15 protein-coding genes are annotated in these 15,048 nt (G+C 71.0%); 8 read left to right on the top strand and 7 right to left on the bottom strand.

Annotation, left to right across the window (positions count from 1 at the left end; all coding sequences use genetic code 11):
• Nucleotides 1-35: 35 nt before the first annotated feature.
• The gene (locus tag ACZ5VC_RS21235) at nucleotides 36-689 is read right to left on the bottom strand and encodes a hypothetical protein (protein WP_469121572.1); all 654 of its coding nucleotides are present in this window, start codon (nucleotides 687-689) and stop codon (nucleotides 36-38) included.
• A gap of 121 nt (nucleotides 690-810) precedes the next feature.
• On the opposite strand from ACZ5VC_RS21235, the gene ACZ5VC_RS21230 reads away from it, so the two are divergent.
• Together ACZ5VC_RS21230 and ACZ5VC_RS21225 are read left to right on the top strand one after the other, a co-directional pair.
• Nucleotides 811-1,404, top strand: coding sequence for a hypothetical protein (locus ACZ5VC_RS21230; RefSeq protein WP_469121571.1), 594 nt, complete (start codon nucleotides 811-813; stop codon nucleotides 1,402-1,404).
• A gap of 83 nt (nucleotides 1,405-1,487) precedes the next feature.
• Nucleotides 1,488-1,988: a hypothetical protein gene (locus ACZ5VC_RS21225; protein ID WP_469121570.1), complete on the top strand. Its 501-nt coding sequence runs from the start codon at nucleotides 1,488-1,490 to the stop codon at nucleotides 1,986-1,988.
• On the opposite strand, the gene ACZ5VC_RS21220 is transcribed toward ACZ5VC_RS21225, so the two are convergent.
• The 3 genes from ACZ5VC_RS21220 to ACZ5VC_RS21210 are packed head-to-tail and all read right to left on the bottom strand — an operon-like array spanning nucleotide 1,985 to nucleotide 4,324.
• Nucleotides 1,985-2,758 carry an enoyl-CoA hydratase/isomerase family protein gene (locus ACZ5VC_RS21220; RefSeq protein WP_469121569.1) on the bottom strand — a complete coding sequence of 258 codons (774 nt, stop codon included), beginning with the start codon at nucleotides 2,756-2,758 and terminating at the stop codon, nucleotides 1,985-1,987. The two genes, ACZ5VC_RS21225 and ACZ5VC_RS21220, sit on opposite strands and share 4 nt — an antisense overlap.
• Complete coding sequence (locus ACZ5VC_RS21215) at nucleotides 2,755-3,180, bottom strand: Zn-ribbon domain-containing OB-fold protein (RefSeq protein WP_469121568.1); 426 nt, start codon at nucleotides 3,178-3,180, stop codon at nucleotides 2,755-2,757. Before ACZ5VC_RS21215 ends, ACZ5VC_RS21220 begins: the two co-directional genes overlap by 4 nt.
• A 1-nt stretch (nucleotide 3,181) precedes the next feature.
• Nucleotides 3,182-4,324: a lipid-transfer protein gene (locus tag ACZ5VC_RS21210; RefSeq protein ID WP_469121567.1), complete on the bottom strand. Its 1,143-nt coding sequence runs from the start codon at nucleotides 4,322-4,324 to the stop codon at nucleotides 3,182-3,184.
• Between the two features lie 94 nt (nucleotides 4,325-4,418).
• On the opposite strand from ACZ5VC_RS21210, the gene ACZ5VC_RS21205 reads away from it, so the two are divergent.
• The gene (locus ACZ5VC_RS21205; RefSeq protein ID WP_469121566.1) at nucleotides 4,419-5,972 is read left to right on the top strand and encodes a FadD3 family acyl-CoA ligase; all 1,554 of its coding nucleotides are present in this window, start codon (nucleotides 4,419-4,421) and stop codon (nucleotides 5,970-5,972) included.
• Here ACZ5VC_RS21205 and ACZ5VC_RS21200 read toward each other — a convergent pair.
• The 3 genes from ACZ5VC_RS21200 to afsR form a co-directional block, all read right to left on the bottom strand.
• Nucleotides 5,953-6,099, bottom strand: a complete 147-nt coding sequence (locus ACZ5VC_RS21200; protein WP_469121565.1) for a hypothetical protein — start codon at nucleotides 6,097-6,099, stop codon at nucleotides 5,953-5,955. The two genes, ACZ5VC_RS21205 and ACZ5VC_RS21200, sit on opposite strands and share 20 nt — an antisense overlap.
• A gap of 169 nt (nucleotides 6,100-6,268) precedes the next feature.
• Nucleotides 6,269-6,493 carry a hypothetical protein gene (locus ACZ5VC_RS21195; protein ID WP_468710541.1) on the bottom strand — a complete coding sequence of 75 codons (225 nt, stop codon included), beginning with the start codon at nucleotides 6,491-6,493 and terminating at the stop codon, nucleotides 6,269-6,271.
• 219 nt (nucleotides 6,494-6,712) lie between these two features.
• Nucleotides 6,713-9,670 carry an SARP-family global regulator AfsR gene (gene afsR, locus ACZ5VC_RS21190; RefSeq protein WP_469121564.1) on the bottom strand — a complete coding sequence of 986 codons (2,958 nt, stop codon included), beginning with the start codon at nucleotides 9,668-9,670 and terminating at the stop codon, nucleotides 6,713-6,715.
• A gap of 166 nt (nucleotides 9,671-9,836) precedes the next feature.
• Between afsR and ACZ5VC_RS21185 the strand changes: the two genes are divergently transcribed.
• The 5 genes from ACZ5VC_RS21185 (at nucleotide 9,837) to ACZ5VC_RS21165 (ending at nucleotide 14,899) form a co-directional block, all read left to right on the top strand.
• Nucleotides 9,837-11,054 carry an amidohydrolase family protein gene (locus ACZ5VC_RS21185; protein ID WP_469121563.1) on the top strand — a complete coding sequence of 406 codons (1,218 nt, stop codon included), beginning with the start codon at nucleotides 9,837-9,839 and terminating at the stop codon, nucleotides 11,052-11,054.
• 171 nt (nucleotides 11,055-11,225) lie between these two features.
• Nucleotides 11,226-11,870, top strand: a complete 645-nt coding sequence (locus ACZ5VC_RS21180) for a pentapeptide repeat-containing protein (RefSeq protein WP_469121562.1) — start codon at nucleotides 11,226-11,228, stop codon at nucleotides 11,868-11,870.
• Nucleotides 11,871-11,958: 88 nt separating this feature from the next.
• Nucleotides 11,959-12,897 (top strand): LLM class F420-dependent oxidoreductase, encoded by a 939-nt coding sequence (locus tag ACZ5VC_RS21175; RefSeq protein ID WP_469121734.1) that lies wholly within the window; start codon nucleotides 11,959-11,961, stop codon nucleotides 12,895-12,897.
• Complete coding sequence (locus ACZ5VC_RS21170) at nucleotides 12,890-13,651, top strand: SDR family NAD(P)-dependent oxidoreductase (protein ID WP_469121561.1); 762 nt, start codon at nucleotides 12,890-12,892, stop codon at nucleotides 13,649-13,651. The genes ACZ5VC_RS21175 and ACZ5VC_RS21170 overlap by 8 nt, the downstream gene beginning before the upstream one ends.
• A 123-nt stretch (nucleotides 13,652-13,774) precedes the next feature.
• A complete protein-coding gene (locus tag ACZ5VC_RS21165) occupies nucleotides 13,775-14,899 on the top strand; it encodes an LLM class flavin-dependent oxidoreductase (RefSeq protein WP_468710533.1) in 1,125 nt (374 codons plus the stop codon).
• Nucleotides 14,900-15,048 lie beyond the last annotated feature (149 nt).

The raw sequence follows: 15,048 nt of genomic DNA, 5'->3' as shown, positions 1-15,048 counted from the left end.
GGCCCCGGTCAGGCGGGCCGGTCGGGCCTTGGCGGTCATTCGTGGCGGCGGTCGTGCGGCGGCCAGTCGTCACGCTGGTCCCGGGGCGGGTTGTCCCACGCCCTGGTGTCCTGCGAGGGGTCGTCATGCGTCGGGTAGGCCGAGGTCGGGCGTTCTCCGGCGCGGTCGTCCGGGTACCCGCGCTCGTCGGGGAAGCGGTCGTCCGGGTACCCGCGCTCGTCCGGGTACGCGCGCTCGTCGGCGTACGCCGGCTCCGGTTCCGTACGACCGGTACGGCGGCGGCCCGACATGATCGCCGCGCCCAGGAGCAGGAGCAGTCCGCCGCCGAGGGCGAGGCCGACGCCCGAGCCCAGCCCGTCGCTGTCGGTGCCGCCGGCCGTGAGGCTGCCCGCCTCCTGTCCCTGCTGGACCATCCACAGGATGGTGAAGCCGAGCACGATGACGCCGGCGAGCGCCACCAGGAGACGCGAGCGGAAGATCAGTCCGAGCAGGGTGATCACCGCGGCCACCACGAACGGCAGCAGGACCGAGATCCACAGGTCCGACTTGATGTCCGTGATACCGCCGAACAGGTCCTCGATGCGGTAGTCCCGCCCGTGACGGCCGTCGTACCAGGCTCGGAAGGGGCTCCAGACGGCGGCCGTCGCTCCGGCGAGAGCGGCAATGGAGCCGAGGACGTTACGGATCATCGTCGGCCTCCTTGGGGTCGGCTCTCGATCACGACGCTACGCCGGGTGGGTACGCACCGCCACGCGGCGGCTCGTTAAGGTGGCGCGCGACAACCGCGGTGGAGTGGCAGGGGTGAGTGGCATGGTGGGCCGACGTCTGAGATTCGCGGCGGTACTCGTGGTGGTGGTGCTCGCGCTGACCGGGTTCCAGACCTCGACCGGGGGCAAGAGCGGCGGCCGGGGCAAGAGCAAGAGCGGCAGCAGCAGGAGCAGCGGTGGCGGCGGCGGTTGCTCCAGCTCGAAGAAGAGCAACGGCGGCTACCGCGACTACGACAACGACGACGACTACGACTCCTCGTCCAGCGGTTCGTCCAGCGGTTCGAGTGGCTCGTACACCGGTGAGCCGACGCCCACGCCCACCTCGACCTCCCTCCTCGACGTCGTGATCAGCGAGTGCGTGGACGCCAAGCAGAGCAGGCGCAAGGGCAAGAAGACCAGGACGTCCGCCGGTGACACCTCGGCGACCGTCCGGCTCACGTCGCGCTACTCGGTCCGCCACACGTACCGGGTCACGGTGAACTTCGCCGGTGTCAGCGGCTCCTCGGTCGACTCCGGGCAGGCCGAGGTGGTCGTCGAGCCGGGCGCCACCACGTCCGTGGAGGTGGGCATGAAGAACCCCAAGAGCGTGAGCCGCGTCAAGAAGTGCGTGCTGGGCCAGGTCGAGCTGAGGGACTGAGCGGTCCCGTTGCGCTGTTAGGGTGACGTGCGCCCGTCAACACGGGCCTCTGAACTTTTGACACTTTCAACGGGGGTTGAAGAGTGAAGCTTCGCCATGTCCGCGCGGTCGCCGTCTTCGGTATCGCTGTGTTCGCACTCACCGGAGCCCGCGGCTCGCACGGCGGCAGCTGTTCCGGTTCGAGCTCCAGCGGCAGCCACGGCAGCAGCAGCAACAACGGCAACAGCAACGACAGCACCACCGGTGGTACCACCGGCTCCGTGTCCGGTGGCTCCAGCAGTGCCCGCAAGGCGGAGCGCGATGTGCGGATCGACGACTGCCTGATCTCGGCCGACAAGCTCACGGTGAAGCTCACCATCACCAACAGCGACGCCATGGCGTACAAGTACGACGTCAGCGTCCAGTTCAAGGGCGAGGTCGGCGGCCCCAGCGCCGACGTCGCGTTCGCCAAGGTGGACGACCTGCTCGTGCCGGCCAACGGGTCGCAGTCGACCGAGGCGTCCACGCCGTACACCGGCAAGGGCGACGGCTCCGAGTACAAGAAGTGCCTCGTGGTCAGCGCGAGCCGGGTCGTGTCGGGCTAACGCAGCCGGAAGTCCGCCCTGCCCCGGCCTGTGAACAGCTCAGCCTGCCGCTCCGGCGGCAGGTTCCCGAGCGCGATCAGCTGCGGGGCGTGCGCGAGGGCCTGCGCCCTGGCCGCCTCCTTCGCCGACCACACCGCCCGGACCGTGCCCTGCACGGCCTCGGTCGGGCAGGCGGCGATGACGGCGGCGGCCCGGCGGGCCGCGTGCGCCGCCTCGCCCGGGCCGGTCAGCTCGGAGACCAGGCCGGTCTCGTACGCCCGCCGTGCCGAGACCCGTTCGGCCGTGCCCATCAGGGACATCCGGGCGACCTCGCCGAACGGCATCCGCTGGGCCATGGAGATGGCCTCGTACGCGCTGACCATGCCGTAGGTGGTGTGCGGGTCGAAGAAGGTCGCCTCCTGGGAGGCAACCACGAATTCGGACTCGCCCAGCAGATAGAACGCGCCGCCGCAGGCCATCCCCTCCACGGCCGCGACGACCGGCTTCCACAGGTCGTTCGCCTTGGGGCCGATGGCGATCAAGGGGTCGTCGATCGTGTACGGCGAGGAGGGCTGCGGGACCTCGGCGCCCCGGTCGATGCCGGTGCAGAAGGCCTTGCCCCCGGCGCCCGTGAGCACGACGGCCCGCACCGTGTCGTCGTACCTGAACTCCCGCCACACATCGCCCAGTCGGGCCGCCATGTCGAGCGTGAGGGCGTTGTGCCGCTCGGGGCGGTCGAGGGTGACGAGCGCGACCCCCGACTCCTTGTCCGTCTCGACGCGGATGCTCATGAGCGCTCCAGCAGCCAGCGCGGAACCGTCATGCCGTCGATCTCGGTGAAGGCGACCCTGACGGCGGCGCCGATGCGCAGCCGGTCCGGGTCCACCGAGTTCAGCGGGGCGTCGGGCGCGGCGACGACATTGCCGACGAGCCGGATCCGGGGATCCTCGACGAGCTCGACGACGACCGCGTTGTACGGGGCCTGGGCGGCGTAGTCGGGGAGCAGCGGCGGATGCGGCAGCACGTACGACCAGATGCGGCCCCGGCCGCTCGTCCTGCGCCACTCACTGTCGAAGGACTGGCAGTGCGGGCAGCAGGGGCGGGGCGGGAAGCGCGGCTCGTCGCAGGCCGCGCACGTCTGGACGCGCAGCTCGCCCTGTGCGGCGTACTCCCAGAAGGGCGCGCCGTCCTCGTCGGTGACGGGTGTGAGCATCTCAACTCCTCAGCAGTACGGCCGATGTGGGCACTCCCTCGCCGGCGGTGACCAGACAGGTCGCGGCGTCCGGGACCTGGGCGGTGCTGGTGCCGCGCAGCTGCTTCACACCCTCGTTGATGAGGTTGAAGCCATGGACGTACGCCTCGGAGAGCCCGCCGCCGCCCGTGTTGAGGGGCAGCCGGCCGCCGATCTCCAGCGCCCCGCCCTCGGTGAAGGCGGCGCCCTCCCCTCGTCCGCAGAAGCCGTAGCCCTCCAGGGAGAGCGGGATGAGGGGGGTGAAGGCGTCGTAGATCTGGGCGACGTCGATGTCCTCGGGGGTGAGGTCGGCGTTCTTCCACAGGTGCCGCGCGGCGGTCCAGGCGGGGCCGGTGAGCGGGTCGTCGTTCCAGTAGTTGACCATGCCGTGGTGCTGGGCGGGCAGGCCCTGGGCGGCGGAGTGGATGTAGACGGGCTTCTGCCGGCAGTCGCGGGCGCGCTCGGCGGAGACGATGACGCAGGCCAGTGCGCCGTCGGTCTCCAGGCAGTTGTCGAAGAGGCAGAGCGGCTCGCTGATCCAGCGGGCGGTCATGTACATCTCGCGGGTCAGCGGCCGCTCGTACATGATCGCGGCGGGGTTCTGGTTGGCACGGTTGCGGCAGGCGAGGGCGACGTTGAAGAGATGGTCGCGGGTGGCGCCGTACTCGTGCATGTAGCGCCGCGCGAGCATGCCGATCTCGTCGGAGGGGCGCAGGAGGCCGAAGGGGCGGGTCCACTGGCCGGGAGTGGGGAGCTGGACGGCGGTGTTCTTCCAGGGTCTCGGTCCGCTGCCGCGCTTGCGGGAGCGCCAGGCGACGCCGACGCTCGCCTGGCCGGTGGCGACGGCGGCGGCGAGATGGGCGAGGGTGGCGCAGGAACCGCCGCCGCCGTAACCGGCTTTGGAGAAGAAGGTGACGTCACCGGCGCCGATGGACTTGGCCACCTCGACCTCGTCCGTCTCCTCCATCGTGTACGAGGCGAAGGCGTCGACCTCGGAGGGCGCGATGCCGGCGTCGTCCAGGGCGGCGAGAATGGCGCGGCAGGCCAGGGTCTTCTCGGGTTCGGGGAGTCGCTTGGCGAAGGCGGTCTGTCCGATGCCGACGATGGCTGTCCGGTCCTTGAGCACTGCAACCTCCCCGATCGCGAGCTGCTGACAGCGCGTCAGGCTACAGCTAATCTGACGGATAGTCAGCTACTGCGTCTGGGTGGGAGGACTGGGGATGCGCGGCGACCTGGAGTGGGGCTCGATACCGAAGCTGGTGCGGTCGGCGGCCGAGCGGTACGGAAGCCGGGAGGCGGTCGTCGAGGGACGGACCCGGGTGTCGTACGAGGAGCTGGGTCACCGCGTCGAACGGGCGGCGGCGGCCTGCATGGCGTCGGGCGTCCGGGCGGGCGACCGGGTCGCGATCTGGGCACCCAACACCCTCGACTGGATCGTCTCGGCCCTGGGCGCGGTGTCGGCGGGCGCGGTCCTCGTCCCGCTGAACACCCGCTTCAAGGGGGCGGAGGCGGCGTACGTCCTCCAGCGCTCCCGGGCGAAGCTGCTCTTCATCACCGGCACGTTCCTCGGCACCTCGTACGTCGCCTCGCTGCGCCGTGCCGAAGTGGAACTCCCGCACCTGGAACAGGTGGTGGTGCTCGCGGACACCGCCCCCGAGGACTACCGCACCTGGAAGGACTTCCTGGCCGGGGGAGAGGTGGTGAGCGGGGAGGAGGTCCGGGTGAGGGCCGATTCCGTCCTGCGCTCCTCCCCCTCCGACATCATCTTCACGTCGGGTACCACGGGCGCCCCGAAGGGAGCCGTGATCACGCACTCGCAGACGCTGCGGTGCTACGACGTCTGGTCGGAGCTGGCCGGCCTGCGGGAGGGCGACCGCTACCTCATCGTGAACCCGTTCTTCCACACCTTCGGCTACAAGGCCGGGATCATTGCCTGCCTGATGCGGGGCGCGGTGATGGTGCCGCAGCCGGTCTTCAGCGTGGACACGGTCCTCGCGAACATCGCGTCGGAACGCATCTCGGTCCTCCCCGGCCCGCCGACGCTCCACCAGTCACTCCTCGACCACCCGGCCCGCTCCGCGCACGACCTGTCGGCCCTGCGGCTGGTGGTCACGGGCGCGGCGGTCGTGCCCCTCCAGCTCGTCGAGCGCCTCCGCTCCGAGCTGGGCATCGCCACCGTCCTGACGGCGTACGGCCTCTCCGAGGCGAGCGGGATCGTCACGATGTGCCGCCAGGGCGATCCGGCGGACGTCATCGCCTCCACGTCGGGCCGTGCGATCCCGGACACCGAGATCCGCGTCGAGAACGGGGAGGTCCTCGTCCGCGGCCACCATGTGATGCGGGGCTACTTCGAGGACCCGGAGGAGACGGCGAAGGTCCTGGACGCGGACGGCTGGCTCCACACGGGCGACGTGGGCGTCCTCGACGAGGCGGGGAACCTCCGGATCACCGACCGGATCAAGGACATGTTCATCGTCGGCGGCTTCAACGCGTACCCCGCGGAGATCGAGCAGCTCCTGGGCGTTCACCCGGACATCGCCGACATCGCGATCATCGGTGTCCCGGACGCCCGGCTGGGTGAGGTGGGCAAGGCGTACGCGGTCCGGCGGTCGGGCTCGACACTGACGGCCGACGACCTGATCGCGTGGGCGAGGCGGGAGATGGCGAACTACAAGGTCCCGAGGGAGGTGGAGTTCGTACCGGAGCTGCCGCGGAACGCGAGCGGGAAGGTACTGAAGGGCGAACTCAGGGCGGTCAGCCGGGCAGGGCGGTGACGTGGACGTTCGCGGCGCCGGCCGTGGGCGTGGTGACGTGGACGTTCGCCAGAGCCGGGGCAGCGGAGCCCGTGACGAGGGCCGCGGCGACGAGCGCACCGAGGATCAGGTGCCTGGCGCGGGTCATGCGGGCCTCCGCAGGGATGGATCGATTCCGGACATGACTGACCCTAGGCGCTTGTTGGTCGGATGATCGATGGTTGCCGTGGCTTCCGGACAACTAATGGCTCGTTACACGCCGCGGCCGCGACGGCTCCCCCTCCGCGCCGCCGCGGCCGCACCCCGTGCGTGAAGGTCTACTTGGCGGGTTCCGTCGTCACGTGGATGTTGGCCGGCGCGACCTCACCCTCGGGCTCGCCCGTGACATGGATGTTCTTGATGCCGATCTTCTCGGCGATCGCGTCGCCACCCTCGCCACCCGTGACGTGGATGTTCTTCGTCTCGATGCCGCCCTCGCCACCGCCGGTGACGTGGATGTTGGTCGGCTTGACGATCGGGTCGGTGGTGTTCTCGTCGGCCATGGTGGTCAACTCCCATGAGTAGTCGCTGCGGTGGTCTGCGAGACCCGCCCGGCTGTTCCCCCGTGGACGGCCGGACGGGCCTCAGTGCAGGGCCGCTCACCCTATTGCGTCGGAGCGACGGCCTTACCGTTGACCCGTCTGCCCCCCGACGCGACGGATCGATGAGTAAGAGAATGCCGGGCGGCGATAAACGAACGATGAACGCCCGCTGCCGCGGCCTCAGGCCGCCGCGGCCGGGGAGAGAAGCGCCCGTACGTCGGACGCCTCCGGTGAGCCCAGCACGTCGTAGATGCCGAGCGCCTCGCGCCAGCACACCTCCGCGCGGCCGAGCTGCCCGATGCCGTGCAGGGCCCGGCCCAGGACCGTGAGGACGTTCCCGCGCCGCCACTCGCCCCCGATGCCCCTCAGTACGGTCAACGCCATCTCGGCGTTCAACGCCGCCTGGGCGAACCGCTGGGTGACGACGTCGACCTCCGCGAGCCGGAAGAGCGTCATTCCCTCCCACAGCCGCTGGCGGCTGTCCCGGAAGACGGCCAGGGCCGCCTGCAGACTGTCCGCCGCCTCGGGCAGCTGCCCGGCCCGGGTGAGGGCCACGCCCATGGCGTACCGGCCGTTCGCGCCCTTGAGGGCATGGCCCATCCCGTCGTACATCTCCGTGCCCTGCCGGGCGAGGGTGACCGCGCTCGCGGTGCGCCCGGTGAGGAGGTGGATGCGGGACAGGTTGCAGAGCGCGCTGGCCTCGCCCGGGCGGTCCTCGCAGTCGCGGAAGGCGTCGATGGCGCGGCTGAGGTAGCCCTCGCCGTCCTCGTAGCGATTGCGGTAGACCGCCATCACACCCAGCGTGTTGGCGGCCCAGCAGTACGGGAGCGGGTCGCCGACCGTCTTGGCCAGGCCCATGGCCTCCCGTGCCTCCTCGTCGGCCTGGTCGAAGCGGCCCGACACATGGTGGACGTATGCCAGGGTCAGCGCGGCCCGGCCCTCCGCCCGGGTGTCGCCCGCTTCCCTCGCGGCGTCCCGCAGGCCCGCCGCCGCCGCTTCGTACTCCTTCGAGTTCGCGCCCGACTCGGCCAGGTCGAGGGAGGCCCACAGCAGGTCCACCGACCGGCGCAGGGTCCTCCCGCCCGTCGACTGGCGGACACATGCCAGGAGGCAGTTGGCCTCCGCGTACAGCCAGTCCTGGGCCGCGTGGCGGTCGGTGAAGGCCCGGCCGTCGTACCGCGTGGGCTCCAGGTGGTCCACCAGGCGGTCGCCGGGGCGTTCGATCGCGTAGACGCGCGAGGCCGTCGACAGGTAGAAGTCCAGCAGCCGGGAGAGGGCCAGTTCCCGCTCGACCGGGGGCTGTTCGTCGCGCTCCGCGCAGGCGCGGGCGTAGAGGCGGACGAGGTCGTGGTAGCGGTAGCGGCCCGGAGCGGCGGACTCCAGGAGGGAGGTGTCGACCAGGGCCTCCAGAAGGTCCTCCGCCTCCTGGACGGGCAGGCCCAGGACCGCGGCCGCGGCCGCCAGGGAGATGTCGGGTCCGTCGGCGAGGCCCAGGAGGCGGAAGGCGCGGGCCTGCTGGGGCTCCAGCTGGCCGTAGCCCAGCTCGAAGGTGGCCTTGACCGCCAGGTCGCCGGCCTGCAGCTCGTCGAGACGGCGGCGCTCGTCGGCCAGCTTCGCGGCCAGGACCGAGACGGTCCACGTGCGGCGCGCGGCGAGCCGGGAGGCGGCGATACGGATGGCGAGGGGCAGGAAACCGCAGGCGGCGACCACGTCGAGGGCCGCTTCCCGCTCGGCCTGGACCCGCTCCCTGCCGACGATCTTCGTGAAGAGCTGGAGGGCCTCCTCGGGCGACATCACGTCCAGGTCGACGAGGTGCGCGCCGGCCAGATCGACCATGCGGGTGCGGCTGGTGACCAGGGCGGCGCAGCCGGCCGTGCCCGGGAGCAGCGGCCGGATCTGCGCGGCGTCGCGCGCGTTGTCGAGAAGGACGAGGATGCGCCGGCCGTCGAGGGTGGAGCGGTACAGCGCGGCCCGTTCGTCGAGGCCGTCCGGGATGGCCGTGTCGGGGGTGCCGAGGGCGCGCAGGAAGGAGCCGAGGACCGTCTCGGGCTCGGCGGACCGCGCTCCGGCGCCCTGGAGGTCGATGTAGAGCTGGCCGTCGGGGAAGTGCGGGCGGGCGTCGTGCGCGACGTGCACGGCGAGCGTCGTCTTGCCGACCCCGCCGATGCCGGCCAGCGCGGAGACGGCCATGACCGAGCCCTCGGCGGTGGCGAGCCGGTCGCCGAGCTCCCGCACGAACGCGGCGCGGCCGGTGAAGTCGGAGACGGTCGCCGGCAGCTGGGCCGGGCGGGCCGGCGCGGGGGCGGAGGTGGTCTCCTCGACCGGCCGGGCCAGCTCCGCGTCCGCCTGGAGGATCCGCTGCTGCAGCCGGGAGAGCTCGGGGCGCGGGTCGACACCCAGCTCGTCGGCGAGGAGGCGGCGGGTGTCGGCGTAGACGGCGAGGGCCTCGGCCTGCCTGCCGCTGCGGTACAGCGCGAGCATGAGGAGCTCGCGGAGGCGCTCGCGCAGCGGGTGGGCGGCGGTGAGCGCGGTCAGCTCGGAGACGGCCTCCGCGTGGCAGCCGACCTCCAGGTCCAGGTCGAGACGGGTCTCCAGGAGCTGGAGGCGCCACTCCTCCAGCCGGGCGCGCTGGGTCTCGGCGTACGGTCCGGGGACCGAGGCGAGGGGCTCGCCGTCCCAGAGGCCCAGCGACTTGTTGATCAGCGAGCGGGCGCCCGAGCGGTCGCCGGCGGCCCGGAGCTTCTCCGCCTCGGCGGCCAGCTCCTGGGCGGTGTTGAGGTCGAGGGAGTCCGCGCGGGCGCGGATCGCGTAACCGCCGGACTCGCTGACCAGCACGCCCGGGTCCAGGATCTTGCGCAGCCGGGAGGCGTAGGTGCGTACGGCCGCCAGTGCCTGGGAGGGCGGCTCCTCGCCCCAGATCGCGTCGATCAGCTCGGAGGCGGTGGCGGTGCGTCCGTCGCGCATCAGCAGCGCGGCCAGCAGGGCGCGCTGCTGCGGGGACCCGGAGGGCAGGGCTTCGCCGTCGCGCCACGCGCGCACCGGACCGAGCACACCGAACCGCAGGTCGCTGCCCGTACCGCTGTGACCTGTCAGCGGAGCACGCTGCTCCGGCACTCGTGGCCCGTTGTCACGGTCCATAGCTCCCCCTGCTCGCACCCCTGGTCCTGCCGCTGGCTTCGCCCCCGACAGTCTGCCTTGTCCGGAGCGTATGCGTCAGCACTGGGTGACTCTCTGCACAAGGTCTGGACATGATCTGCCGACCGGAGAGCTGACGGACCGTCAGATCAGCGCTACGGTGGTGGGCATGGAGACCTTCCCGAAGATCATCTCGGTGGACGACCACACGGTGGAGCCCCCCAACGTCTGGCGGGACCGGCTCCCGTCGAAGTACCAGGACACCGGCCCGCGGATCGTCCGCGCGCCCCTCAAGGAAATGACCTTCCTCGGCGGCAAGTTCGCGCCGGTCATGGGCGCGCCCGGGGACGACGGGCCGATCGGTGACTGGTGGGTGTACGAGGATCTGCACCGCCCGCTCACCCGCCTCGACACGGCCGTCGGCTACGACCGCGACGAGATCAGGCTCGAGGTCATCACCTACGAACAGATGAGGCCGGGCTCCTACAGCGTCCCCGACCGGCTCGCCGACATGGACGTCAACCACGTCCAGTCCGCCCTGTGCTTCCCCACCTTTCCCCGTTTCTGCGGGCAGACGTTCACCGAGGCGGCCGACCGTGAGCTGGGGCTCCTCGGCGTGCGGGCGTACAACGACTGGATGGTCGAGGAGTGGTGCGGCCCCGAGGCGCGCGGCCGCCTCATCCCCCTCACGCTGATCCCGCTCTGGGACGCGGAGCTCGCGGCGGCCGAGGTGCGCAGGAACGCCGCCCGGGGCGTACGGGCCGTCGCGTTCTCCGAGATACCGCCCCATCTGGGGCTGCCGTCCATCCACACGGACGCGTGGGACCCGTTCCTGCGGGCCTGCGACGAGACCGGGACCGTCATCGCCATGCACATCGGCTCATCGAGCCGGATGCCCTCGACGTCGCCGGACGCGCCACCCGCCGTGGGCTCGACGATCACCTTCGCGAACTGCTGCTTCTCCATGGTCGACTGGCTGATGAGCGGCAAGTTCGAGCGCTTCCCGAACCTGAGGATCATGTACGCGGAGGGCCAGATCGGGTGGATCCCGTACATCCTGGAGCGGGCGGACGTGGTCTGGGAGGAGAACCGGGGCTGGGGCGGGGTGGCCGACAAGGTCCACAGGCCGCCGTCGGGGCTGTTCGCGGAGCATGTGTACGGATGCTTCTTCGACGACGCGTTCGGGCTCAGGAACCTCGACGCGATCGGGGTGGGCAATGTGCTCTACGAGACCGACTACCCGCACTCCGACTCGACCTGGCCCAAGTCCAAGGAGGTCGGCGAGGCCCAGATGGGCCACCTGGACCCGGCGGTGATCGACCGGATAGTCCGGGGCAACGCGATCGACCTGCTGGGCCTGTCGGACGAGGGGCTGTGGGTGGGGTAGGGCCGCGCGGCGGAGCGGCACGTTGATCGCTTTTGTACGCACATCAAGCTCGAACGCGTGTGCCGCAGCGGCGAGTTCTGACCATATGATCTCGGCTCCTGAACCGCTGCTCCTCCTTCCCGATGCCCCCTCGTGCCGCACGAGGGGGCATCCCCGGGATTCAATCGGGGCATGTCCTCCGAGCGTGAAAATGATCAGGTCCGTCCTCTCTCCGCGCGGGCTCCCGCCGCCGTCGAGGAGCGCGTCGTGCGCGGCGAGGACTGGTACGGGCGGGAGCTGGGGGCCGGCCGGACGTTCACCCGGTGCACCTTCTTCGACACCGACTGGACCGAGCTGGTCAATGAGGGCGCCGTCTTCGACGAGTGCACCTTCTCCGGGGTGCGGTTCAACGCGTCGCGGCACACCGGCGCCGCCTTCACCAACTGCACGTTCCGTACGTGCGCCTTCTTCGACACCCGCTTCGAGCGGTGCAAGGTCGTCGGCAGCCAGTTCCAGGAGTCGACGTACGCCCTGCTGGAGGTGACCGGCGGCGACTGGTCGTACGCCGGGCTGCGGGGGGCGGATCTGCGCAAGACCGTCTTCGACGGGGTGCGGATGCGCGAGGCGGACCTGACGGCCGCCCGGCTGGAGGGCGCGACGCTCGTCCGCTGCGATCTCTCCGGGGCGATGCTGCACAGCGCCCGGCTGGACCGGGCCGATCTGCGCGGCAGCGATCTGTCGTCCCTCGACCCGCTCACCGTGCGCGCCGCCGGGGCGCGGATCGACCTCGAGCAGGCCGCTGTGATCGCCACGGCTCTGGGCTACGACGTGGGGTAGGTTCCGGCAACACCCTTGTCTGATGGAGCGTCAGCAAAGACGATGGGGCTCATCGTTTATGACGAACCGTCAGATGAGGGTGGCCCGCATGGTCATGTACGGGATGCAGCTCCCGGTCCAGTCGCAGAGCACCATCTACGCCGAGCCCTGGGAAGCGGGCGCCGGCCCCGACGACCTCATCGAGATCGCCCGTACCGCCGACCGGGCCGGATTCGGGTACATCGCCTCCTGTGACCATGTGGCGATCCCCCGCAGGCTCGCGGGCCCGATGGGCACCGTCTGGTACGACCCGGTCGCCACCCTCTCCTTCCTCGCGGCCGCCACCGAACGCGTCCGGCTCATGAGCCATGTGGCCGTGGTCGGCCTGCGCCACCCACTCGTCTCCGCCAAGGCCTACGCGACCCTCGACCACCTCTCCGGCGGCCGGCTGATCCTCGGCGTCGGCGCCGGGCACGTCCAGGAGGAGTTCGAGGCGGTCGGCGCCGACTTCGAGCGCCGAGGACCGGTCCTCGACGAATCGATCGACGCGCTGCGGGCCGCGCTCGGGCCCGAGGAGTTTCCCGAGTTCGCCGGAGAGCGGTTCTCCTTCAAGGACCTCGGCCAGCGGCCCAGGCCCGCCCAGTCGCGCGTCCCGCTCTGGGTCGGCGGGTCCTCGCCCGCCGCCGTGCGCCGCGCCGCCCTCAAGGGGGACGGCTGGCTCCCGCAGGGCGACCCCCGTGACCGGCTGCCCGGCCAGATCGCCCGCATCCGCCGGCTGCGCGCCGACGCGGGGATCGCCGGCCCCCTCGTGATCGGCGCGATCGCCGAACCGCTGTACGTGGGCGAGCCGGGGTGGGACACCGGGCGCCGCACGCTCACCGGCAAGCCGGAGGCGCTCGCCGAGTCGCTGCGGGCCTACGGCGCGATGGGCGTCGACCAGATCCAGGTCCGGTTCCGCTCCCGGAGCCGTACCGAACTCACCGACCAGATGTCGGCCTTCGCCGCCGAGGTCGCCCCGAACCTGAGCCGAGGAGAAGACCATGGGTAAGTTGGACGGGCGTGTCGTCGTCATCACCGGCGCCGCGCGCGGGCAGGGCGAGCAGGAGGCCCGGCTGTTCGCCGCCGAGGGCGCCAAGGTCGTCCTCGGGGACGTACTCGACGACCAGGGTGAGGCGCTCGCCAAGGAGCTCGGCGAGGACAGTGCCCGCTATGTGCGTCTGGATGTGACCCGGGAGGCGGACTGGCAGGCCGCCGTCGCCGCCGCCAAGGCCGCCTTCGGGAAGATCGACGGCCTGGTCAACAATGCGGGCATCCTGCGTTTCAACGAGCTGGTGTCCACGCCGCTGGAGGAATTCCAGCAGGTCGTGCAGGTCAATCAGGTCGGCTGCTTCCTCGGGATACGGACGGTCGCGCCCGAGATCGAGGCCGCCGGCGGCGGGACCATCGTCAACACCGCCTCGTACACCGCGCTGACGGGCATGGCGGGCGTCGGCGCCTATGCGGCGACCAAGCACGCGGTGCTGGGCCTGACCAGGGTCGCCGCCGTGGAGCTGGCCGCGAAGAAGATCCGGGTCAACGCCGTCTGCCCGGGGGCGGTGGACACTCCGATGAGCAATCCGGACGGGGTCGACCCGGCGGCCGTGGCCGAGCTCTACGGGAAGCTCGTCCCGCTGGGCCGGATCGGCCGCCCGGAGGAGGTCGCGGCGCTCGCGCTCTTCCTCACCGGCGACGACTCCTCGTACATCACCGGGCAGCCGTTCGTCATCGACGGGGGCTGGCTGGCGGGCGTGAGCCTGTTCTGAAGCCCCGCCCGACGAGCGCCCTGTCTGACTGATCGTCAGGTATTGACGCTCCCTCCCCGCGGTGCCAGAGTCGACGGCACCAAGTATCTGACGCTTCGTCAGAAACACCCGAAGGAGAAGACCTTGGAATTCGGGCTCTTTGTACAGGGATACGTCGGAAAGCGTGCCGAGACCGATCCCGAGGCTGAGCACAAGGCGCTGATGGAGGAGACGGAGTACGTCATCCAGGCGGACAAGTCCAACTTCAAGTACGCCTGGGCCTCCGAGCACCACTTCCTGGAGGAGTACTCGCACCTGTCGGCCAACGACGTGTACCTCGGGTACCTCGCGCACGCCACGGAACGGATCCACCTGGGCTCGGGCATCTTCAACCCCCTCGCCCCCGTCAACCACCCGGTCAAGGTCGCCGAGAAGGTGGCGATGCTCGACCACCTCTCCGGCGGACGCTTCGAGTTCGGCTCCGGGCGCGGCGCCGGCTCCCACGAGATCCTCGGGTTCATGCCGGGCATCACCGACATGAACCACACCAAGGAGATCTGGGAAGAGACCATCGCCGAGTTCCCCAAGATGTGGCTCCAGGAGGAGTACGTCGGCTTCCAGGGCAAGCACTGGTCACTGCCGCCACGCAAGATCCTTCCGAAGCCGTACGGGAAGTCCCACCCGGCCATGTGGTACGCGGCCGGCTCTCCCTCCTCGTACGCCATGGCCGGAAAGAAAGGCCTCGGCGTCCTCGGCTTCAGCGTGCAGAAGGTCTCCGACATGGAGTGGGTCGTCGAGTCCTACAAGTCGGCCGTCAAGGAGGCCCAGGCGGTCGGCGACTTCGTCAACGACAACGTCATGGTGACCTCCACGGCCATCTGCGCCGAGACCCACGCGAAGGCCGTCGAGATCGCCGTCGGCGGCGGGCTCAACTACCTCCAGTCGCTGCTCTTCCGCTACCACGACACCTTCCCCCGGCCGGAGGGCATCCCGGAGTGGCCCGAGCTGCTCCCGGAGTACAGCGAGGAGATCATCGAGCTGCTCATCGCCGAGGAGCTGATGATCTGCGGCGACCCGGACGAGGTGCTCCAGCAGTGCAAGCGCTGGGACCAGGCCGGGGCCGACCAGCTCTCCTTCGGGCTGCCGATCGGGATCTCCTACGAGGACACGATGAACACGATCAAGCTGATCGGTGAGCACGTGATCCCGAAGATCGACACCGACCCGGTGCACCGGACGACCCGGTTCCGTCAGGCGGCCGGCGAGTAAGGGGCCGGCCTCCAGGAACGCGGGGCGGTGTCTTCCCGGACCGCTGCCCCGTACCGGCCGGGGGGGGGGGGGGGGGGGGGGGGGGGGGGGGGGGGGGGGGGGGGGGGGGGGGGGGGGGGGGGGGGGGGGGGGGGGGGGGGGGGGGGGGT

This window comes from Streptomyces sp. NPDC033174 (assembly GCF_055577795.1).
The sequence above is the reverse complement of the archived record's forward strand: the minus strand, read 5'-3'. Positions and strand labels throughout refer to the sequence as shown.

Bases quoted from the DNA above. Each gene is read 5' to 3' on its own strand.
- ACZ5VC_RS21235 (WP_469121572.1), bottom strand. From the start codon at position 689: ATGATCCGTAACGTCCTCGGCTCCATTGCCGCTCTCGCCGGAGCGACG.
- ACZ5VC_RS21180 (WP_469121562.1), top strand. From the start codon at position 11,226: ATGTCCTCCGAGCGTGAAAATGATCAGGTCCGTCCTCTCTCCGCGCGG.
- ACZ5VC_RS21220 (WP_469121569.1), bottom strand. From the start codon at position 2,758: ATGAGCATCCGCGTCGAGACGGACAAGGAGTCGGGGGTCGCGCTCGTC.
- ACZ5VC_RS21205 (WP_469121566.1), top strand. From the start codon at position 4,419: ATGCGCGGCGACCTGGAGTGGGGCTCGATACCGAAGCTGGTGCGGTCG.
- afsR (WP_469121564.1), bottom strand. From the start codon at position 9,670: ATGGACCGTGACAACGGGCCACGAGTGCCGGAGCAGCGTGCTCCGCTG.
- ACZ5VC_RS21175 (WP_469121734.1), top strand. From the start codon at position 11,959: ATGGTCATGTACGGGATGCAGCTCCCGGTCCAGTCGCAGAGCACCATC.
- ACZ5VC_RS21185 (WP_469121563.1), top strand. From the start codon at position 9,837: ATGGAGACCTTCCCGAAGATCATCTCGGTGGACGACCACACGGTGGAG.
- ACZ5VC_RS21200 (WP_469121565.1), bottom strand. From the start codon at position 6,099: ATGACCCGCGCCAGGCACCTGATCCTCGGTGCGCTCGTCGCCGCGGCC.
- ACZ5VC_RS21230 (WP_469121571.1), top strand. From the start codon at position 811: ATGGTGGGCCGACGTCTGAGATTCGCGGCGGTACTCGTGGTGGTGGTG.
- ACZ5VC_RS21170 (WP_469121561.1), top strand. From the start codon at position 12,890: ATGGGTAAGTTGGACGGGCGTGTCGTCGTCATCACCGGCGCCGCGCGC.
- ACZ5VC_RS21215 (WP_469121568.1), bottom strand. From the start codon at position 3,180: ATGCTCACACCCGTCACCGACGAGGACGGCGCGCCCTTCTGGGAGTAC.
- ACZ5VC_RS21195 (WP_468710541.1), bottom strand. From the start codon at position 6,493: ATGGCCGACGAGAACACCACCGACCCGATCGTCAAGCCGACCAACATC.